At 45.4% G+C, this 16,025-nt stretch carries 17 protein-coding genes; 13 read left to right on the plus strand and 4 right to left on the minus strand.

Features of this window, described 5'->3' with window-relative positions:
* Positions 1-32: 32 nt before the first annotated feature.
* Together ACMVP2_RS12735 and ACMVP2_RS12740 are read left to right on the plus strand one after the other, a co-directional pair.
* Positions 33-1,799, plus strand: a complete 1,767-nt coding sequence (locus ACMVP2_RS12735) for an ABC transporter ATP-binding protein (RefSeq protein WP_339785415.1) — start codon at positions 33-35, stop codon at positions 1,797-1,799.
* 57 nt (positions 1,800-1,856) lie between these two features.
* Positions 1,857-2,387 (plus strand): hypothetical protein, encoded by a 531-nt coding sequence (locus tag ACMVP2_RS12740; protein ID WP_416867965.1) that lies wholly within the window; start codon positions 1,857-1,859, stop codon positions 2,385-2,387.
* A 57-nt stretch (positions 2,388-2,444) separates the two neighbouring features.
* Here ACMVP2_RS12740 and metK read toward each other — a convergent pair whose 3' ends face one another.
* The 4 genes from metK to ACMVP2_RS12760 all read right to left on the minus strand — a co-directional run bounded on the left by metK (position 2,445) and on the right by ACMVP2_RS12760 (position 5,973).
* A complete protein-coding gene (gene metK, locus ACMVP2_RS12745) occupies positions 2,445-3,695 on the minus strand; it encodes a methionine adenosyltransferase (protein WP_416867966.1) in 1,251 nt (416 codons plus the stop codon).
* A gap of 79 nt (positions 3,696-3,774) precedes the next feature.
* Entirely contained in the window at positions 3,775-4,482 is a 708-nt protein-coding gene (locus tag ACMVP2_RS12750) for an SAM-dependent methyltransferase (protein ID WP_416867967.1), read from the minus strand.
* 8 nt (positions 4,483-4,490) lie between these two features.
* On the minus strand, positions 4,491-5,255 hold the full coding sequence (locus ACMVP2_RS12755; protein WP_416867968.1) for an alpha/beta fold hydrolase: 765 nt from the start codon (positions 5,253-5,255) through the stop codon (positions 4,491-4,493).
* Positions 5,256-5,259: 4 nt separating this feature from the next.
* Positions 5,260-5,973 (minus strand): pyridoxine 5'-phosphate synthase, encoded by a 714-nt coding sequence (locus tag ACMVP2_RS12760; protein ID WP_416867969.1) that lies wholly within the window; start codon positions 5,971-5,973, stop codon positions 5,260-5,262.
* A gap of 63 nt (positions 5,974-6,036) precedes the next feature.
* Here ACMVP2_RS12760 and ACMVP2_RS12765 point away from each other — a divergent pair, with 63 nt between their 5' ends.
* From ACMVP2_RS12765 to ACMVP2_RS12815, 11 genes are all read left to right on the plus strand, one after another.
* Complete coding sequence (locus tag ACMVP2_RS12765; RefSeq protein ID WP_416867970.1) at positions 6,037-6,489, plus strand: GatB/YqeY domain-containing protein; 453 nt, start codon at positions 6,037-6,039, stop codon at positions 6,487-6,489.
* Between the two features lie 5 nt (positions 6,490-6,494).
* Entirely contained in the window at positions 6,495-7,067 is a 573-nt protein-coding gene (locus tag ACMVP2_RS12770; protein WP_416867971.1) for a CvpA family protein, read from the plus strand.
* A 75-nt stretch (positions 7,068-7,142) separates the two neighbouring features.
* Positions 7,143-7,904 carry an alpha/beta hydrolase gene (locus ACMVP2_RS12775; RefSeq protein WP_317489162.1) on the plus strand — a complete coding sequence of 254 codons (762 nt, stop codon included), beginning with the start codon at positions 7,143-7,145 and terminating at the stop codon, positions 7,902-7,904.
* The gene (locus ACMVP2_RS12780) at positions 7,901-8,566 is read left to right on the plus strand and encodes a cbs domain containing protein (RefSeq protein ID WP_416867972.1); all 666 of its coding nucleotides are present in this window, start codon (positions 7,901-7,903) and stop codon (positions 8,564-8,566) included. Before ACMVP2_RS12775 ends, ACMVP2_RS12780 begins: the two co-directional genes overlap by 4 nt.
* A gap of 25 nt (positions 8,567-8,591) precedes the next feature.
* Complete coding sequence (locus tag ACMVP2_RS12785) at positions 8,592-9,467, plus strand: NAD kinase (RefSeq protein ID WP_416867973.1); 876 nt, start codon at positions 8,592-8,594, stop codon at positions 9,465-9,467.
* 53 nt (positions 9,468-9,520) lie between these two features.
* Positions 9,521-10,615 (plus strand): DUF6089 family protein, encoded by a 1,095-nt coding sequence (locus tag ACMVP2_RS12790; protein ID WP_339785091.1) that lies wholly within the window; start codon positions 9,521-9,523, stop codon positions 10,613-10,615.
* A 10-nt stretch (positions 10,616-10,625) separates the two neighbouring features.
* Positions 10,626-11,336, plus strand: coding sequence for a DUF6089 family protein (locus tag ACMVP2_RS12795; RefSeq protein WP_339785089.1), 711 nt, complete (start codon positions 10,626-10,628; stop codon positions 11,334-11,336).
* Between the two features lie 84 nt (positions 11,337-11,420).
* The gene (locus tag ACMVP2_RS12800; RefSeq protein ID WP_317489157.1) at positions 11,421-12,158 is read left to right on the plus strand and encodes an isoprenyl transferase; all 738 of its coding nucleotides are present in this window, start codon (positions 11,421-11,423) and stop codon (positions 12,156-12,158) included.
* Between the two features lie 2 nt (positions 12,159-12,160).
* The gene (locus tag ACMVP2_RS12805; protein WP_339785087.1) at positions 12,161-14,842 is read left to right on the plus strand and encodes a BamA/OMP85 family outer membrane protein; all 2,682 of its coding nucleotides are present in this window, start codon (positions 12,161-12,163) and stop codon (positions 14,840-14,842) included.
* A 12-nt stretch (positions 14,843-14,854) separates the two neighbouring features.
* Entirely contained in the window at positions 14,855-15,391 is a 537-nt protein-coding gene (locus tag ACMVP2_RS12810) for an OmpH family outer membrane protein (protein ID WP_151997789.1), read from the plus strand.
* 11 nt (positions 15,392-15,402) lie between these two features.
* Entirely contained in the window at positions 15,403-15,930 is a 528-nt protein-coding gene (locus ACMVP2_RS12815; RefSeq protein WP_339785080.1) for an OmpH family outer membrane protein, read from the plus strand.
* The last annotated feature ends 95 nt before the right edge of the window (positions 15,931-16,025 follow it).

Raw genomic sequence — 16,025 nt, forward strand, 5'->3', positions numbered from 1 at the left:
TTGCAGTTAATTACTAACCACGTCCCTAGTCGATAGTTTTGGAAAAGGAAACCGTAAGCGGAAATATCATTGACCTGAAGGTACTCAGGAGGCTTTTTGTCTTTGCAAAGCCCTACATAGGCAAGTTTTACTTTCTGGTGGTGCTTACCATTCTGCTAGCGTTTTTGTCTCCACTTCGCCCTTACCTTATTCAGATTACTATCGATAAGTACGTGGCCATTGGCGATTTCCAGGGGCTGGTGAACATGACGCTCATTTTGGTGGGAGTAATAGTGGCAACAGCAATTGTCCAATACAGCCATACTTACCTGTCCGGCTGGTTGGGCCAGTTCATTATCCGGGACATCAGGATCAAGCTCTTCAAGCACCTCCAGACGCTGAAACTCAAATTTTTTGACAAAACACCCATCGGCCGCCTCGTGACCAGAAATGTGTCTGACGTAGAGACACTGTCTGACGTATTCAGCGAAGGCTTAGCGGCTATTATAGGAGACTTGCTTCAAATCATTGTCATCTTTGCCATGATGTTCGCCATCAGTTGGAAGCTGACCCTTGTAAGTCTTTCAACCCTGCCACTACTGATCATCAGCACCTATGTGTTCAAGGAGAAAGTAAAGGTGGCTTTCAATGAGGTGCGTACAGCCGTTTCCAACCTGAACTCTTTTGTACAGGAGCATATCACCGGCATGAACATCGTACAGATATTCAACAGCGAAGACAGGGAGTACGAAAAATTCAAGGAGATTAACCGTGAGCATAAAAAGGCGAATATCAGGTCGGTACTGTATTATTCGATTTATTTTCCGGTGGCTGAGGTTATTCAGGCGGCGGGTATAGGCCTTGTAGTTTGGTACGGTGCCAGAGGTGTTATCGACGATCAAATCACCCTTGGGGTGCTGATCTCATTTATCATGTATATCCAGATGTTTTTCCGCCCCATCAGGATGATTGCTGACCGCTTCAACACATTGCAAATGGGCATCGTTAGCTCCAACAGGATTCTGGATTTGCTCGACAGCAAAGAGCACATCGCCAACAACGGGACTTTTGCGCCGACTACGTTGAAGGGTGAAGTGAAGTTTGAACATGTATCGTTTGCCTACATCGACGAAGAATACGTGCTGAAGGATATCAACCTTGAAGTGAATCCGGGAGAAACCCTGGCTTTGGTGGGTGCTACAGGAGCCGGTAAGTCTTCGGTGATTAACCTTCTGAGTAGGTTCTATGAAATCAATAAGGGCAGCATCACCATTGACGGCGTGGACGTAAGAGAATATGACCTGGCCTCGCTCAGACTCAATATCGGTGTCGTGCTTCAGGACGTCTTTTTGTTTTCAGATACCATCCTTAACAATATTACTCTCGGCAACCCCGAAATTCCAAAGTCAAAAGTGATTGAGGCAGCCGAACTTGTTGGCGCAAGGGAGTTTATAGAGCGGCTGCCAGGCGGCTTCGACTACAATGTGATGGAACGTGGAGCCACACTGTCGGTTGGGCAAAGGCAGCTCATCTCTTTTGTGCGGGCCATGGTGTATGATCCCAAAATCATCGTCCTGGATGAGGCCACTTCATCAGTTGATACGGAGACTGAAGAACTGATTCAGGGAGCCATTGACAAACTAATGAAAGGCAGAACATCCATTGTGATTGCTCACCGTCTCTCGACAATTCAGCGGGCAAACAAAATCGTGGTGCTTGAGAAAGGCGAAATAAAAGAGGAAGGCACCCATGACGAGCTATTGAGCATGGATGGTTACTATGCTCAGCTGCATAAAATGCAATACAAGGAGGTTGTTTAGTATTGTTTGAAATCGGCCTTTTTTTGATTTCTTTTGATGCCTCAACAGATCAGATCCATGACGATTGACCCAAGGTACAAGTACTACGCTATTTCGGCTGTCTCTCTGGCGATTATTTCATTCAGCATTTACTTTCTTCTTGGAGGCACCAAAGAATACGAAGTTCAGGAGTCTGGTGCGGTAAGTTACGACATAGTAGGCACACCTTTCAAAGGTCGCTACGTGGCTGATTCGGCAAGGATGATTTTTGAAGACATCCGCTCAAAAATAATTAACGAAGATTGGAAGGGAGATTTGGTAGAGCTTACCTATCCCCCGGAAGATGGCGATGAAATCAATCAGTTTTTTGGTGTTTTGCTGACAGGCAGGGTAACCCAAATTGAAGGCAACTATCAATTGAAAAAGCTGAGAGCCCCTGGGAGCCTTACCGTGAACCTTTCAATGCACTGGTTGGTGCGGCCCAGCAGAGAAAAAATACAAACAATGATTTTTGACTATGCACAGGAAAGGGGAATAGCGCTGGAGGATTTCTTTATGCAGCTGTACCTGCCCGACAATTCAGTAACGATAGAGGCTTTTGTCAAGTAAAAAAAGACCCGTCGGCATTCACCAACAGGTCCCTATTCATATCAATAATTGCCTGGCTTATAGGCCAAACTCTTTCTTTACCTTATCAACGTAGTCAAGTTTTTCCCAGGTGAAAAGCTCCACTTCCATTTCTTTGGTTTCGCCAGGTCGGTTAAACTTCTTCTTAACTACTTCATTTTTTCTACCCATGTGGCCGTAAGCTGCTGCTTCCTGGTACATAGGCTGACGAAGCTTCAAGCGCTGTTCGATGATGCCCGGACGCATATCAAAAATTGCTGATACTTTCTGAGCAATTTCGCCATCCGACATTTTTACTTTTGCTGAGCCATAGGTATCAACAAAAATACCCATTGGTTCTACTACGCCGATAGCGTAGGAAACCTGCACAAGAATTTGATCAGCCACACCTGCGGCTACAAGGTTCTTGGCGATATGGCGTGTAGCATAAGCTGCCGAGCGGTCAACTTTGCTCGGGTCTTTGCCAGAAAATGCACCACCACCGTGAGCACCTTTGCCTCCGTATGTGTCGACAATGATTTTTCTTCCGGTCAGGCCAGTGTCACCATGAGGACCACCAATAACAAACTTGCCAGTTGGGTTTACGTGGTATTTTATCTTATCGTTGAACAACTTTTGGATATGTGCCGGTAACTGTGCCTTTACCCTTGGGATCAAAACGCTGATGACGTCCTGCTTAATTTTTGCAAGCATCTTCGTTTCTTCATCAAAATCGTCATGCTGCGTCGAAACAACAATGGAGTCAATCCTGATGGGTGTATGGTCATCAGAGTACTCGATTGTCACCTGCGACTTGGCGTCAGGTCTCAGGTACTTGATGGCGCCATTTTCTCTTCTCATTACCGCCAGTTCTCTCAGCAGTCTGTGAGAAAGGTCAAGCGCCAATGGCATATAGCTTGAGGTTTCGTTGCTGGCAAAGCCAAACATCATGCCCTGGTCGCCGGCACCTTGCTCCTCTGGTTTGCCACGATCAACGCCTCTGTTAATATCAGGCGATTGCTCATGCACAGCAGAAAGCACCCCGCACGAATTGCCCTCAAACTGATACTCTGATTTGGTATAACCAATGCGGTTAATCACCTCACGGGCAATTGACTGCACATCAATATAAGTGTCTGACTTTACTTCACCCGCTAACACTACCTGACCAGTAGTTACAAGTGTTTCGCAAGCAACTTTCGAATTAGGATCGAAAGCGAGAAAATGATCGACCAGCGCATCTGAAATTTGATCAGCTACTTTATCAGGGTGCCCTTCCGACACAGATTCCGACGTGAATAGATATGGCATTTGTTTTTCTTTGTTGTCTGATTTTTAAGCGTGCAAATTTAGCGGAGCTTTTCTTATTTAAAAACCTGAGGCCCAGGTATTATTTCCCAAGCAGAAAAACAGTCGGTATTTTGTGCAAATTTGGGTGTTTAACCTTCCAGTCAGAAATTTTCTTGGTTTGGATAAACTCTGTCTCTCCTGTTATATCGCTTGCGATGCATAAAAGCGAATTATTCTGACAGGTATTGATGATTACCTCCACTAACTGGTTGTTTCTGTAGGGCGTTTCCATAAAAATTTGAGTTGTGCCCTGCTGAACAGCCTCTCTCTCCATTTGTTTTATCTTGTCCTGCGCTGCTTTCTTATCGATCGGTAAATACCCATGGAAGGTAAATGACTGACCAGAAAACCCGGAGCTCATTAACGCCAAAAAGATAGACGAGGGCCCAACCAATGGGATGACCTCTACTCCTTTTTTGTGAGCAAGGGCGACTATTTTAGCACCTGGGTCAGCTATGCCGGGGCAGCCAGCTTCGGAAATGACTCCGGCATTTTCGCCGGAAGTGACAATGTCAATAAGCTTTGATACTTCTGCATCCTCAGTGTCTTTGTTGAGCTCAGCAAAATGCAGCGATTCGATGGGCCGGCCTAAATTCAGGGAGCTGATAAACCTTCTCGAGGTCCTGATATTCTCAGCGAAGAACCAGTTGAGCGACGAAATAAGCTGCTTTGTTTGTTCATTGATGATCAGGTCGACCTTGTTGGCGGAAAGTGGACTTGGTACGAGGTACAATTTTCCAGCGCTCATGTGCTCTGCTACGATAGAAAGGCCATCAATGTCTCAAGAAAGGCTTCAGGCTGCTCGGCATGCACCCAGTGTCCGGCATTCTTTATTGTGACAACCTGGCTGTCAGGAAAAAGCTTCTTGATAATCGGAAGGTCAATGTCCCGAATGTAGTTAGAGTTCTCGCCGTCAATGAAAAGGGTGGGAACTGGATTTGGCTCTCCGTCTATTTCCCCCACAATCAGCCCGATATTATTATCAATGGCAGCCACATTTATTTTCCATTCGAATCCGTCACCGGTTCGGCTAAGGCTTTTAAGCAGAAACTGCCTTTCGCCCACATTAGGAACATATTTGGCCAGCTGATCATCTGCCTCTTTTCTTGAATCCAAAGAGCTAAGGTCAATAGACTTCAGCCCCTCCAGTATCTGGTCATGGTGGACTTTGTAACCACGAGGTGAAATGTCTACAACAATCAGCTTTTCAAGCTCGCCCGGGTGGCTTAACGCATAGTTCATAGCCACCTTACCTCCCATAGAATGCCCAAGAACAATCGGCTGAGTAATATTATTGTCTTTTATAAAGTTGGCCAGGTCTTCTGCCATCACATCAAAATTGTGCTCAGGGTCATGGAACGACTGGCCATGGTTTCTCTGATCGACCAGATAAACCTCAAAGTGTTCCGACAATGACTTGCCAATGGTCAACCAGTTGTCCGAGGCTCCAAAAAGCCCGTGCAAAATAATAAGTGGTTTTCCCTGCCCTAGTTTTCTAAAGAATAGCTTTTTGTCACTCATAGTTTTAAGTTAACTGGCGCAGATACATTTGGATAGTGTTTTCCAGCCCATAGTACAAGGCATCGCAGATCAGCGCATGCCCAATGGACACTTCGTCAATTGCCGGAATTTGTCGCACCAAATAAGCCAGGTTGTGTAAGTCAAGGTCATGGCCTGCATTAATGCCAAGCCCGGCTGACTTTGCCAGCTGTGCTGTTTCGATATAAGAAGCGATAGCTTTTTCCCGGTTGCTATGATAATGCGTGGCGTATGGCTCCGTATAAAGCTCTATTCTGTCCGCTCCACTTTTGGCTGCAGCGTCCACTAATTTTACGTCCGGATTGAGGAAAATGGAGACCCTTACGCCAGCAGCGTGGAGTTCTGCTGAGACTTCAGCAAGGAAAGCCTGGTGTTTCAGCGTATCCCAACCGGTGTTTGATGTGATTGCTTCCGGTGGATCCGGAACCAAAGTGGCCTGTGCGGGCTTTACCGCTTTAACCAGATCGATAAACCTTCTGTCGGGGTACCCTTCAATATTAAATTCAGTGGTCACTATCTTCGAAAGCTCAAGCACGTCGCTATGGCGAATATGCCTTTCATCGGGCCGTGGGTGTACAGTGATTCCCTGTGCGCCGAAGACCTCGCAGTCTTTTGCAACCTTTACCACGTCCGGATTATTTGCTCCTCTGGCATTTCTGAGCGTGGCTACTTTATTTATGTTAACACTGAGCCTGGTCATTCTTATACTGATTTGTATAACTTTGCTGCAAATTAACCAATAACGATTTTAAAAAATTCAGATATGAGCCTTAAAACCCAAATCGACGGAGATATAAAGCAAGCCATGCTAAGCAAAAACTCAGAAAGGCTGAGGGCGCTGAGAGCTATCAAGTCGCTGATTTTGTTGGCGGAGTCTGAAAAGGGTGCCAAAGCAGAGCTTGATCAGGCAGCAGAAATGGCTATTTTGACTAAGGCTGCTAAGCAGAGAAAAGACTCACTGGCCATTTTTGAAGAACAAAACCGACCCGATTTGGCGGAAAAGGAGCAGGCGGAGCTGGATGTTATCAATGAATTTTTGCCAAAGCAGCTTTCAGAAGAGGAAGTGAAGTCGGAGGTTGCGAAAATCATAACTCAAGTGGGTGCCTCCATCCCTCAGGACATGGGCAAGGTGATGGGTGCAGCAACGAAAGCATTGGCCGGAAAAGCCGACGGTAAAATGATCTCAACGCTGGTTAAAGAGCTATTAAGCAAGTAAGTCCGTTGAGAGTTATTGACATAGTCATTCTTATTATCCTTGTTCTTGGAGCGTTTCGGGGCTTCCAAAAAGGACTTCTGTTGGAAATTGTCGGCCTGTTTGCCTTCATTTTGGGGATTATTGGCGGGTTTCAATTCACTCCACTGGTGGCGAGCTTCCTCGACGGATACTTCACTAAGGTGCCGGGGCTTATTCCTGTCATCTCTTTCATTATCGTGTTTGTCGTCATCGTGCTCGCCGTTAACCTTATTGGCCTGGCCCTTAAAAAAACGATTGACTTAACTTTGCTCGGGAGCTTCGACGACCTGGCCGGATCGCTGGCTGGAATTTTGAAATGGGCTTTGGCCTTAAGCTTCCTGCTTTGGCTGCTAACCTTTTTTGGGTTTCAGCTAGCTGATGAATACGTCGAAGGAGCCAAAATTTACCCCTTTGTGGTGAGCCTCGCTCCGTGGATGATCGACACTATTTCTGTAGTGTTGCCGTTTGTCAAGGAGTTTTTCGAAAAGCTGACCCCGGAACAACAGCCTGCAGAAAGGCAAGCCTACATTGTGGCGTTGTCTCACCTAAGAATTGTTTAGGCTTGAGCAACACATCAATAAAAAACTTTATCTCAGAACGGATTTTATCTATATTGGGTTAATTCAGTGATCAGAATGAACATAGAACTAAAAACACAGAATAACTATCCGTATATCGACGAGGGCAAGGGTGAAACGCTTTTGCTTCTTCATGGCCTTTTTGGCGCACTTAGTAACTGGGATAGTGTAGTTCGCCGGTTTTCCAAGACGCACAGAGTCGTCATTCCCATGCTTCCCATCTACGAAATGCCGATTAGAGAAGCTGGCCTCGATGGATTAGTCGAATACCTTGAGGGTTTCGTCGAAATGATGGGACTCAAAGATTTTACCCTGATGGGCAATTCACTCGGAGGCCATATAGCGCTGATATATACCCTTGCAAATAAAAGCAAGGTGAAGAAAATGATACTTACTGGTAGCTCCGGGCTTTTTGAAAATTCAATGGGCGGCTCGTTTCCGAAGAGGGGAAGCTATGAGTACATTAAGGAAAGGGTTGAGTACACTTTTTACGATCCAAAAACAGCCACGCCGGATTATATCGAGGAGGTTTTTGAGACGACTAAAAGCATCCCCAAATGTATGCGCATAGTGGCCATTGCAAAATCGGCTCAGCGCCACAATATGGCCAAAGAAGTGCCATCTATTAAAATACCTACGCTTCTGGTTTGGGGGCTTAACGACACCATCACCCCTCCGGAGGTAGCACATGAATTTAACAGACTTATACCCAATTCAACACTTAGGTTCATCGACAAGTGTTGCCACGCACCAATGATGGAACACCCTGATAAGTTTAACGATATATTAAGTGAGTTTCTGCTAAATGAAGCTGCATGATAGCGAGTGATCTTATCAATTACATGATTCCCCCACTCAAGCTGAGTGACGAAATTCAGAAAGCAATTCTGTGGATGGAAGAACTGCATTCCACGGAACTTCCTGTCGTTGAGAAGGGAGAATTTCTGGGATTCATCAACGAAGACACAATCCTTGAATTGAACGGAGCCCTGCCAAGAGTGGCAGACTATGATTTACAGGGCGTTAAATGTAAAGTAGATCAATCGCAGCATTACTATGACGTGATAAAGGCATGCGACAACAACGGACTGTCGCTTGTGGCGGTAACGGACAATGTTGGCACTTACCTTGGTGTAATTACGCTGGAAGACGTTATTCAGGCATTTGCCATGACATCTTCGATAAAAAGTCATGGGGGCATTCTTGTGCTTTCAATGAAACAGATAGATTATTCCCTGGCAGAAATTAGCCGACTCATAGAATCGGACAACGGCAAGATTCTCAGCTCATACCTAACCGACGACCCAAATAATTCTTCAAAAGTAAGTCTTACAATCAAAATCAACCTCGAAGACCTAAGCCGGGTGCAGGCAACTTTGGAAAGGTTTGGGTATCAAATAGTGGCTAAATTTAATAATGCTCCGGAGGCTGTTGACGAACAGGAGAGGATGGGCATTTTAATGAAATACCTGGGCATTTAGAGCCAGCACAATTAGTTAATCCGATATGAGAATAGCCCTTCATGGTCATAAATTCAACAGTGATACCATTCCATTTATTCAGGAGGTTATCTTATTTCTTCAGAATAAAAATGTTGAGGTAATTGTTTCGCAAATCTTTCGAAAGCATGCTACCAAAGCGGGATTTGACTTGCCAGATGGCCCGGACCTCAGCAAAGCAAATCCTGTTGAGTCATTGGATGCTATCATCAGTTTAGGTGGCGACGGGACACTGCTTGAAACTGTCACCTATGTGAAGCATGCAGAAACACCAATTTTGGGAATAAACACCGGCAGATTGGGTTTTCTGGCAAACATCTCAAAACTGGATATCCAGAGTGCATTGACGTCTTTTTTTGAGCAACGATTTACCTACGACTACAGAACACTTCTAAGACTGGAAACGAATAAGGAGGTGTTTGGTGATACAAGTTTTGCTTTGAACGAATTCACAATTACGAAGAAGGATACCTCTTCAATGATCACAGTAAAGTGTTATATTAATGGAGAGTACCTTAATTCCTATTGGGCTGACGGACTGATGGTTTCTACACCAACAGGCTCTACGGGCTATTCACTTAGTTGCGGAGGACCTGTTATTCTGCCTCATTCAAACAATTTTGTAATAACCCCGGTTAGTCCTCATAACTTGAACGTGCGTCCTTTGATTGTTCCCGACGAAAGTGTCATTTCGTTCGTTATAGAAAGCAGGGGAAGGAACTTCCTGGCCTCATTGGATTCACGGTCACATACGGTTGATTCTTCGGTGGAAATGTCGGTGCGGAAGGAAGATTTCAGAGCCAAATTGATCCAGCTCCATGGCTACTCGTTTTTGGATACACTAAGGAATAAGCTAAATTGGGGCTTTGATCTAAGAAATTAATTTTAGTCCAGCTTTCCTTTTTTACTACTTTTACAAAAAAATTGGACTCTTCAATGAAGAAGTTTATTCTCGTACTTATCATTTTGGTTCCTGCACTCCTTGCAAGCGAAGATGCGTTTGGTCAGTACAAAAGAAGAAGCAAAGCCAGGTTGCAAAGAAACAAAGCTATGACTTCCTACAGAGGTGGTCGGATCAGTGGCGGTGTGTCCCGGTTCAAAAGCTATCACTCACTTGGAGTGAATTTGAATGCATCAAACTACTTTGGCGATATAGCGCCGCTTTCCAGGGCTGTGAGCACTGATATTTCTTTTACCAGGCCGGGTTTTGGTATTACGCACACTTACAGGGCGCACAAAATGGTTGGTATTCGGTCTAGTTTTAACTGGGTAAGATTGAAATCCGATGATTTTGATTCTGCTGATCCTACATTAATGGAGAGCCTCCCACGGTACACCAGAAACCTTTCCTTCAGAAATGATGTGAAAGAGCTATCTGTTATTCTGGAGATGGACATATTTCCAAACGAAGGTGGTGCAGGTTCAAGGCTACCTTTCGCTCCCTACGTATTTGCAGGGGGGGCGGCTTTCCTTCATAACCCCAAAGGACTTGCCCCGGAACTTGGCAATGACGGAAATCCACTTGCTGAAGCAGGAAAATGGGTTTCTCTAAGAGATTTGGGCACTGAAGGTCAAAACAGCGATCAGTATGACATTAAGCCCTACAAGACCCTTTCTTATGCTATCCCGTTCGGTATAGGATCAAGATTTAGACTGCCTGGTCCTTTCGACGCTGCCTTCGAAATAGGGTACCGCCTTCTTTTCTTCGATTATATTGATGACTTGAGCGGCAGATACGTGGATCCGGGAGCTTTTGGTACGAATGAGCTTGCCCGCACAATGGCCGACAGGTCTCGTGAAGCCACTTCGGCATCTGGTCAGCCCCGACAGCTGACTTTGGTCACCGAAGCCTATGGTGGAACGAGCACTAAGGTGTCGCAAATTGATGGTCAACCATATCCAACTATAGCTGGCTGGGGCTTCGAAGACGACATAAGAGGAAATCCCAACAATAACGACCAATATATTGTCACCCAGATACGTTTAATGTACGTGTTCGGCAAAGTTCGCCGGAGTGCTAAATTCAGATAATATTGGGAAGTTGAAAAACAGAGTTTACATATCATTAATCACCAGTCTGCTGGTGATTTTTTTTAGCAACAGGGCCCTTGCTCAATACACAGAATTTGGTGGAGGGTTGGGCATGCTTAGCTATACCGGGGATCTTAACCCAAAACTGCGGTTGAAGGGGTGGACTCCCGGGCTCAACGCATTTTACAGGATGAACATTAACAACGTAGTGAGCGTAAGGCTTGGGCTGACGGCAGGCAAGATAAGAGGAGACGATCAGCGGGCAGTTGATATACTAGGCACCAATAGAGACTATTCATTCGATATTACGTTAATTGAGGGTTCATCGGTGTTTGAGTACTATTTTCTGGACTATAAGCACCCACACACCAACGTTTATTTCTCGCCCTACTTTTTTGCTGGCTTTGGTATTTTCAGGACCTTTGGCTACGATGAGGCCAGAGCAGACTTCAGTAAACTGCAACCTGTTGTCCCCTTTGGGGTTGGTATTAAGCAGCTCGTAGGCAAGAGATATGCTGTAGGATTAGAATTTGGATTGAGAAAGACCTTTTTCGACTATTTGGACAGCGTGTCCGATGGTGATATCACATTGAAAAACTACCAGTACGGCAATCCGGAAAGCAAGGACTGGTATTACTTCGCTGGGTTCTCGATTACCTATATTTTGTACGAAATTCCCTGTCCTTTCAGGTATGTTCCCAACCGTTATGAGTATAATTGACTCTCCTATTTAGATTTCTCCTTATTTATTTAGCTAAAAATTAGCAACTTTGCGGTTTGCTAGACACTGAGAGAACCTTAGGGCATGAAAGAATTGATTAATTCAGACGCTATTCCCCGCCACATTGCCATCATTATGGATGGCAACGGTAGATGGGCTAAAAAGAGAGGTGCTGCAAGGATATTCGGACATCAGAATGCCATACAGGCAGTGAGAGATGCCGCAGAAGGAAGTGCAGAGCTGGGCGTCGATTATTTAACTTTGTATGCGTTTTCAACGGAGAACTGGGCCAGGCCTATCGAGGAGGTAAATGGATTGATGTCATTGTTGGTGTCCACCATTAAAAAGGAGCTGCCAACATTACAGAAAAATAATATCAGGCTTAAGTCGATAGGCAACATTCTGAGCTTGCCAAAGGATGCGCAGGAAAATCTGGACTACGCTAAGAAGGCAACTCAGTTCAATGATGGACTGACGCTGATACTGGCCTTGAATTACAGTGGCAGGTGGGAAATTACGGAAGCTGTCAAAAAAGTAGCTCAGGATGTAGTAGCTGGGCATAGAAGCACAGAGGACATTACGGAGGGGCTGTTGGACGCTTACCTTGACACTAAGGGCATTCCTGACCCGGAGTTGTTAATCAGGACTAGCGGGGAAATGCGCATAAGTAATTTTTTGCTTTGGCAAGTTGCTTACACCGAGCTCTTTATTACAGAAGTGCTTTGGCCCGACTTCAGAAGAGAGCATCTTTATGAGGCTATAGTTGGGTACCAAAGAAGAGAAAGAAGATTTGGAAAAATCAGTGAACAAGTGAATTCCTGAGAATGAAGAAAATTGTAATTGTATTTGCGGCCTCCCTGTTGTGCATTGTCCAAAGTGTGGACGCACAAATCCGCCCGGGACTTCGGAGCACCCCAGCTACCTCTGGTTCGGGTCTACAGCTCGACTACTCCAACCCAAAAGAATATGAGATTGGAGGCATAGAAGTGACGGGTTCAGAATACCTGGACAAAAACGCCATCATTTCAATTTCGGGCCTGAGTGTTGGCTCAACCATTAAGGTGCCTGGTGACGCCACCTCCGGCGCCATCAAAAAGCTTTGGAACCAGGGTATTTTGGGAGACGTCTCGCTATTTGTTAGCAAAATCGAAGGCAACCAAATCTTTTTGACGATTGAGCTGAAGGAAAGACCACGACTGACCAAGTTCACTTTCGAGGGCCTTAACAAAACCCAGAAAAGCGATATCGAAGACGACATCAAACTTATCAAGGGAAGGGTAGTAACTGACGCAGTCATCAAGAATACCGAGCTGACCATTAAAAAGTATTTTCAGGGAAAAGGCTACCTGAATGCTGATGTGAAAGTCGTCCAACAAAAGGACACGCTGCTTTCCAACAGCGTGATGTTGAAAATTGTGGTTGACAAAAAGTACAAGGTCAAGGTAAACGACATCAAATTTACAGGCAACGATGTTTTTCTGGACTCCAAGCTGAAGTCAAAAATGAAAAACACGGGAGAGCGGCTTAGGTTCACGCTTATAGAGGACTTGATTGGTCGTTCTCTTAGAGTCTTCCAGCCCAAGGAAGTAAAAGAATTTGTTACGTCGACTAAGCCCTTCGGGTGGAGAGAGTTTAGGAGCTATTTGCACGACAACGTAAAAATCAATGTTTTCAAAACCAAGAAGTTCCTCCAGCCAAAATATGAGGAAGACAAAAAGAGCCTTATCACATATTTTAATGCTCAGGGTTATCGGGATGCAGAAATAGTAGCTGACTCAACTGTAAAGAGCGGCAAGGGCCTTGATGTCTACATCACCGTAGATCCAGGTCAGAAATATTACTTTGGCGATATTACCTGGTCAGGCAATTATGTGTACGACAATGAAACGCTCGACAAGGTGCTTGCTATTAAGAGGGGTGATGTCTATGACATGGAACTTGTTAAGAAGAAGCTGACATTCAACCCGCAGGGTGCGGATATTAGCTCTCTTTACATGGACAATGGCTATCTCTTTTTCGACATTAAACCCGTAGAGGTTAAGATAAATGGTGACAGTATTGACGTAGAAATGCGCCTTTCTGAGGGCTCGCAGGCGACGCTGGATAAAATTTATGTGACAGGCAATGACCGGACCAACGACCACGTGATTATTCGTGAGCTGAGAACGCTTCCCGGCCAGAAATTTAGCCGTAACGACGTAATCCGTACGCAAAGGGAGCTTGCACAGCTGGGTTACTTTAACCCGGAAACAGTAACACCCAACGTCCTTCCTAACATTGCCAAGGAAACTGCCGACATCGAATGGCAGGTAGAAGAACGTCCAAGCGACCAGATAGAGCTTTCTGGTGGTTGGGGTGGACCCATCGGCTTTGTGGGTACCCTTGGCGTCACTTTCAACAACTTCTCACTAAGGAAAATACCTTATCCGAAAACATGGAGTCCCCTTCCTGTGGGTGATGGTCAAAAGCTGTCCGTCAGGTTCCAGGCCAATGGTAAAAGATTCCAGACCTATTCGGTGTCGTTCTCTGAGCCATGGCTGGGAGGCCGCAAGCCAAACTCTTTCGGACTGTCGTACAGCTATTCCATTCAGAGGCAATACCTTTACACGACCAGCGAACCGCCGCTGGGCACCCTTGGCGTGCAGGGTATTACCGCAAGCTTGGGCCGCCGTGTCACATGGCCCGATGACTACTTTACCGTGAGCAATAGCTTGTCGTATTTGAAGTACGATTTGAATAATTATGGCGCCGGATTCACCAGTACTCAGTCTCTTGGTTTTACCGACGGTGTAGCGAATAGCTTAACATTTAACACAACCATTGCCAGAAACAGTGTGGATCAGCCGATGTACCCAAGGTCTGGCTCTAACATCTCATTAACCGCATCATTTACACCACCCTATTCTGCCATCAGGGGTGAAGGCATTTCTGACTTACCCCCTAACGAAAAGTACAAGTGGGTGGAGTACCACAAGTGGATGTTCGATTCGTGGTACTACCTCAAGCTGGTTGGCAACCTTGTTTTGGTGAACCGTGTGCACTTTGGTGTCATCGGGTCTTACGACAAAGACAGTCCTGGCACGCCTTTTGAAAGGTTCTCTTTGGGAGGTAGTGGTTTGGCAGGGCAAAACTTTATCCTCGCCACCGACATTATTGGTTTGAGGGGGTATGCTGATAACTCTCTGCGAACCTACGATCAGGTAAACAATATTACGGGTGGTGTTATATATAACAAGTTTGTCTTCGAGCTAAGGTATCCTGTGTCGTTGAGCCCAACTGCTACCATTTACCTGCTTACCTTCGCAGAAGGGGGCAACAACTGGAACGTGTTGAAGGATTATAATCCTTATAACTTATATAAATCAGTAGGAGCCGGCGTTAGAGTATTCATGCCCGCTTTTGGACTTCTGGGTGTTGACTATGGTTATGGCTTTGATACCATACCGGGCCAAACTTCAAGAAGTGGTGGACAGTTCCACTTCTCCATAGGGCAGCAAATACGCTAACCTCATGTGACTATGAAAAGGACAGTCTTTACGCTATTTATTTTAAGTTTAGGGATAAATACTACCTTTGCCCAAAAATTCGGCTATGTTGACACAGGGTATATCCTGGAGCAAATGCCGGATTACAGGGAAGCCCAGGGAGAAATAGACAAGCTGTCGTTGTCCTGGGAGGAAGAAATAAAGAAAATGTTCCAGGAAGTGGAGCAGATGCAGATTGCCTTCCATGCAGAAGAGGTGCTTCTTACCGAGGAGATGAAGAAGGACAGAAGGGCGGAGATTGACCGGAAAATGCAGGAAGTGAAGGAGTATCAAAAGAAAGTGTTTGGCTTTGAAGGCCTTTTCTTCTTAAAGAAGAAAGAGTTGATAAAGCCTGTTCAGGATAAAATATGGGAGGCAGTGGAAAAAATGGCAAAGAACAATCGCCTCGCCATTGTTTTTGATAAATCCGGTGAGTTGGTCATGATCTACACAGATCCGATTCATGATTATACTGACTATGTACTTGAAGAGCTTGGCCTGGCCAACGAAAACGATGTAATTAAAAATTAAAACGTAAAGTCATGAAACTTAGAAGCTTGCTGTTTGGTGTATTTGTACTTTTCGCTGTTTCAGTCACAGCACAGGAACTGAAAGTTGGGTACACCAATGTAGACTATATACTCACTCAAATGCCCGAAGCGAAGCAAATAGAGGCCGACCTTAAGGCGTACGAAACTCAACTGCAAAACCGCCTTCAGGCGAAAATTCAGGAGTTCCAAACCAAAGGTCAGGCGTTTCAAAGCGGCTACCAGACAATGACCGACATTGAAAGAGCCGACAAGCAGGAAGAGCTTCAGAACCTTCAGGCGTCTATCGAAAAATTTCAACGTGATGCCCAGCAGTCTATGCAGGACAAGGAGCTTCAGCTGCTACAACCTGCCTACGACAAAATTCAGAAGGCAATTGACGACGTAGCCAAAGAAAACGGGTTCACGCACGTGTTTAGATCAGAAGCGTTGCTATTCGCCAAGGACAGTGACGAAATCTCCAACATCGTGTTGCAGAAAATGGGAATCACGCCAAAGGCTGCTCCAACCGGAGGAAACTAAGCAATACAACATCATATTAGGAAGGCACCTGGGACATAAGTCTCAGGTGTTTTTGTTTCTAAAGACATCCGTGTGGGATTGATAGCCGGTTTAGA

The sequence above is a fragment of the Imperialibacter sp. genome (genome assembly GCF_048007035.1).
Classification (GTDB): Bacteria; Bacteroidota; Bacteroidia; order Cytophagales; family Cyclobacteriaceae; genus Imperialibacter.

Coding starts and splice junctions, on each gene's coding strand:
- ACMVP2_RS12740 (WP_416867965.1), top strand. CDS start 1,857: ATGACGATTGACCCAAGGTACAAGTACTACGCTATTTCGGCTGTCTCT.
- metK (WP_416867966.1), bottom strand. CDS start 3,695: ATGCCATATCTATTCACGTCGGAATCTGTGTCGGAAGGGCACCCTGAT.
- ACMVP2_RS12750 (WP_416867967.1), bottom strand. CDS start 4,482: ATGAGCGCTGGAAAATTGTACCTCGTACCAAGTCCACTTTCCGCCAAC.
- ACMVP2_RS12755 (WP_416867968.1), bottom strand. CDS start 5,255: ATGAGTGACAAAAAGCTATTCTTTAGAAAACTAGGGCAGGGAAAACCA.
- ACMVP2_RS12760 (WP_416867969.1), bottom strand. CDS start 5,973: ATGACCAGGCTCAGTGTTAACATAAATAAAGTAGCCACGCTCAGAAAT.
- ACMVP2_RS12765 (WP_416867970.1), top strand. CDS start 6,037: ATGAGCCTTAAAACCCAAATCGACGGAGATATAAAGCAAGCCATGCTA.
- ACMVP2_RS12775 (WP_317489162.1), top strand. CDS start 7,143: ATGAACATAGAACTAAAAACACAGAATAACTATCCGTATATCGACGAG.
- ACMVP2_RS12780 (WP_416867972.1), top strand. CDS start 7,901: ATGATAGCGAGTGATCTTATCAATTACATGATTCCCCCACTCAAGCTG.
- ACMVP2_RS12785 (WP_416867973.1), top strand. CDS start 8,592: ATGAGAATAGCCCTTCATGGTCATAAATTCAACAGTGATACCATTCCA.
- ACMVP2_RS12790 (WP_339785091.1), top strand. CDS start 9,521: ATGAAGAAGTTTATTCTCGTACTTATCATTTTGGTTCCTGCACTCCTT.
- ACMVP2_RS12800 (WP_317489157.1), top strand. CDS start 11,421: ATGAAAGAATTGATTAATTCAGACGCTATTCCCCGCCACATTGCCATC.
- ACMVP2_RS12805 (WP_339785087.1), top strand. CDS start 12,161: ATGAAGAAAATTGTAATTGTATTTGCGGCCTCCCTGTTGTGCATTGTC.
- ACMVP2_RS12810 (WP_151997789.1), top strand. CDS start 14,855: ATGAAAAGGACAGTCTTTACGCTATTTATTTTAAGTTTAGGGATAAAT.
- ACMVP2_RS12815 (WP_339785080.1), top strand. CDS start 15,403: ATGAAACTTAGAAGCTTGCTGTTTGGTGTATTTGTACTTTTCGCTGTT.